Origin of the sequence: Paracraurococcus lichenis (assembly GCF_030657435.1) — a bacterium.
Taxonomy (GTDB): Bacteria; Pseudomonadota; Alphaproteobacteria; order Acetobacterales; family Acetobacteraceae; genus Paracraurococcus; species Paracraurococcus lichenis.
The window spans coordinates 1-4,004 of the sequence record NZ_JAUTWS010000203.1 but is presented as its reverse complement, the minus strand read 5'-3'; the positions used below and the strand labels follow the sequence as shown (position 1 = coordinate 4,004).

Annotated in this window: 2 protein-coding genes and 1 pseudogene; all 3 read left to right on the top strand. The window is 70.2% G+C overall.

Annotated elements, in window-relative coordinates:
- Positions 1-239 precede the first annotated feature (239 nt).
- Positions 240-1,985: a di-heme-cytochrome C peroxidase gene (locus Q7A36_RS38690; protein ID WP_305109118.1), complete on the top strand. Its 1,746-nt coding sequence runs from the start codon at positions 240-242 to the stop codon at positions 1,983-1,985.
- A gap of 507 nt (positions 1,986-2,492) precedes the next feature.
- Positions 2,493-3,480, top strand: a pseudogene (locus tag Q7A36_RS38685) (IS110 family RNA-guided transposase); the annotation flags it as partial.
- 181 nt (positions 3,481-3,661) lie between these two features.
- Positions 3,662-4,004, top strand: a 343-nt coding sequence (locus Q7A36_RS38680) for a Bug family tripartite tricarboxylate transporter substrate binding protein (protein ID WP_305109116.1), incomplete at its 3' end; no start/stop codon positions are given.

The window sequence follows — 4,004 nt, the reverse complement described above, 5'->3', positions numbered from 1 at the left end:
GCCGATTACGTACTGGTGCAGATGTTCGCTTCCGTCGCTTCGGGCCAGTCTTCGCCACGCGATGCGGCTCGAGAGGCGGAACGGCGGGCCCGGCGCCATTACCGGAGCTGACGTCGTCGGGTTCCCAATGCCCATGCTCCGGCATCATTATTGTTGTTGGCCGGTCCGCCAAAGCCCTAGCCTCGGCCATAGCGGGGCAATTCTCCGCCTATTGGGAATGCGGGAGGGGGTAAAACACCGTGCGACAATCGCTGATCGCCCTGGGTCTGGCCGTGGGCGCCGCCAGCTGCACCCCACCACCGAGGCCGGTGCCGCTCGAGGCCGGCACGCTCGACCAGGGACCAGCCTGGACCGAGGCGGCCCGCGCCGATTTCTACACCCGCGACCAGGGCTCGCAACTCATGCCCGCCGCCTGGCTCATGGCCCTGCAGGACGCCGACGGCCAACCCTTCATGCGCGACCGCCTCGCCCGCTATGGCTACCTGCCCAACCGCGACGCGCCGACCTCCGTCCTGCCGGTCGGCTTCAGCCTGGCCGGGCCGCCCGGCGGGCAGATGGTCGGCATGAGCTGCGCCGCCTGCCACACGCGCGAAATCGAGGCGGAGGGCAGGGCGTGGCGGGTCGATGGTGGCCCCGCATTCGCCGATTTCCAGTCCTTCCTCGCCGATCTCGACCGCGCGGTCGGTGCGCTGCTGGCGAACCCAGCGGCCTTCGACACCTTCGCCGTCGCCGTGCTCGGCAACCCGCCCGCGCCGGCGGACAAGGCGGCGTTGCAGCAGCAGGTCGAGCGCTGGTACCGACGCTACCACACCATCATTGCGCGCTCCCTACCGACGCCCCCGTGGGGCCCGGGACGGCTGGACGCGGTGGCGATGATCTTCAACCGCCTCACCGGCCTCGATCTTGGCCCACCGCCCGATTACCTGATTCCCGCCAACATCAGGGTCGCCGACGCGCCGGTGCGCTACCCCTTCCTGTGGAATGCCGCGAAGCAGGACAAAACGCAGTGGCCAGGCTTCGCGGACAACGGCAACGACGTGCTTGCCCTGGCGCGCAACCTGGGCGAGGTGCTCGGGGTCTTCGCCACCTTCCACCCGGTTCCCGATCCGCGCATCCCACTGCTCGGCGTGAACTACGTGGCGCAGAACTCGGCCAATTTCGATGGGTTACTGAAGCTAGAGGACCTGCTGAAGCGGATCGGCCCACCGCGCTATCCTTTTGCGGTGGACCAGACGCTCGTGGCCCAGGGTAGGGCGATATTCGCCCGCGACCCGGCGCAGGGCGGCTGCGCTGGCTGCCACGACATCAAGCCGGGCGCCTTCCGTGGCTTCGAGGAAACCTGGGCGACGCCGATCCAGGATGTGGGCACCGACAGCCGCGAGGTGAACCTGCTGGCGCGCACGGCGCAATCCGGCGTGCTCGAGGGGCACATGGCGCCACTTGGCGGCACGTTGAAGGCAGAGGAACCGGCGGTGCAGTTGCTCGGCGCCGCCGTCTTCGGCTCGATCCTGCAGGCGCCCTTCGCGACCGACTTGCAGCGCCAGGGCAAGCTCGCCCTGGCGGCGCCGCGCGATCCACGCCGCATGACGGCGGCGGTCGCGGCGGCGAAGGCACCAAGCCTTGAGGGCGCCTATCCCGCGCCGCAGCGCGCCGAGGCCGCCGCGGCTACGCCCGGCGCTGCCTATGAGGCCCGCGTGATGCAGGGCATCTGGGCGACCGCGCCCTATCTGCACAACGGCTCCGTGCCGACCCTCGCGGACCTCCTGAAGCCAGCGGCGGCGCGCCCGGCAGAGTTCTCGATCGGTCCCGCTTACGACACCACAGCGGTTGGTCTTGCCCGGGTGCAGCCCGGCACGATGGCGGTGCTGCGCACCACCGGCTGCGAGGACCGCGATTCCGGCAACAGCCGCTGCGGCCACGAATTCGGCACCACCCTGACGGACGACGAGAAACGAGCGCTGCTGGAGTATCTGAAGACGCTCTGATGCCTGCCGCCCGCACGGCCGAAGCCCCGTTGCCCTTGCCGTCGGCAGAGGCGATGGGGCCAGGGGGCAAGCGCCGCACCAGTTGACACGTGATCCCGACGGCATGCTGTCAGTATCACGCTGCGCCTTGCAGAGCAGGCCGCAACGCGAGAAGTTCCATCGTACGGTGGCTCGTCTGGGCTGGCGGGGATCCACGACGGCCAGACCTGACGGCAATGCGGGATCAGCCCCGCTCGACGATGAGGTAGATCAGCGCCTCAGCCGACCGGTCAGGGTTCTCGACGGCATGCGGGACGTCGGTGCGACAACTGCAACTGTCGCCCGCGTCTCGCGCCGTCCAGGACGCTACGCGGCCTTCTGGACGGCGCTTGCGCGCGGCGCTCTGCCGAACGGCAGGTCGGGACATGGCGTCATCGCGGGCGGGAGGTCGGCTGAGGGCCGGTGCTACGCTCCGCGAGGGGGAGGAACTCTCCAGGAGGGCGCGCCATGAACCAGCTGCAGCCCGCCATCCGGCACTACGCCGGCCTCGACGTCTCGCTCGACAGCACCGCCATTCGCGTCGTGGACGACACCGGCGCCATCGTCTGGCGCGGCAACTGCCCGACCGAGCCGAAGGCGATCGCCGAGACCCTGGCCCGGAGGGCGCCCGGCCTGGTCTGGGCCGGGCTCGAGACCGGCCAGCTCTCCAACTGGCTCACCCTCGCGCTGCGGCGGCTGCGCGTCCCGGTCACCTGCCTCGACGCGCGCCACGCCAAGGCGGCGCTCGCCCTGAAAGTGAACAAGACCGACGCCAACGACGCGCTCGGCCTTGCCCAGGTGGTCCGCACAGGCTGGTACCGCGAGGTGGCGGTGAAAGGCATGGACGCGCAGGCACTTCGCATGCTCCTCGTCGCCCGCGCTCAGCTCATCTCGCAGCGCCAGGACCTGGCCAACGCCGTCCGCGGTTTGCTCAAGCCGTTTGGCTTGGCGGTGGCCCCTGGGTCCAAGGGGCCGTTCGAGGCGCGCGTACTTGCCGCGGTTGAGGGAAATGGCGCGCTGCTGGCCATCGTCGAACCGTTGCTCGCCGCCTGGCATGCGCTGCGCGAGCAGACGGCGGTGCTCGACGGCTGCATCAACGCGCGCCAAGGCGGACGATGTCGCCCGGCGGCTGATGACAATTCCCGGGGCCGGCGTCGTGGTGGCGCTCGCCTACGTGGCGGTGATCGACGATCCGGGGCGGTTCGGGAGATTAAGCGCCGTCGGCGCCTACCTCGGCCTTGCGCCGAAGCGCCACCAATCCGGCAAGATGGACCGCACGGGCGGCATCTCGAAGTGCGGCGACCGGCTGCTGAGGTCCTACCTCTACGAAGCCGCGAACGTGCTACTGACGCGGCATCCGCGCCCGAACCCGATCACGGACTGGGGTCAGAAGTTGGCGGCGCGCATCGGCCCGCGGCGGGCGAAGGTGGCCGTCAATCCTCGGTGCCGGCGACTTCACCTTACGCTTCGGCGGCTTTGCGCTCGGCAGCATTGGCACCGCGACCTTCGGGGCCGTTCTGCTGCATGCCCTGCTGAGTGGCGGCAGGCGGGACTGATATCCGGCACAGGAACTCCCGAGACCCGGGCGTGGGCGCGTAAGAGTGTTGTGGCGCCGGCGGCGATTGCCGCTCGTCTCCGGGCCGGGTAAGGACGTTCCTATGCACCGCCGTTCGTTGCTGGGCTTCGCCGCCACCGCGCTCGCCGCTCAGGCCCTCGCCGACGAGGCTAAGCCGTTGCGGCTGGTGCTCCCCTTCCCGGCGGGCGGGGCGACGGACGCCATCGCCCGCGTCATCGCGCCCGGCCTGTCCGAGCGCCTGGGCCAGTCCGTCATCATCGACAATCGCCCAGGCGCCGGCGGCATTCCGGCAGCCGAGGCGGTGGTGCGTTCCGCTCCCGACGGCCTGACGCTGCTCTTCACTACCAGTTCCACGCACTCGACCGGGCCGGCCGTCACGCCGCGATTGCCCTACGACGTCGTTTCGGATTTCACCCCGGTCGCGC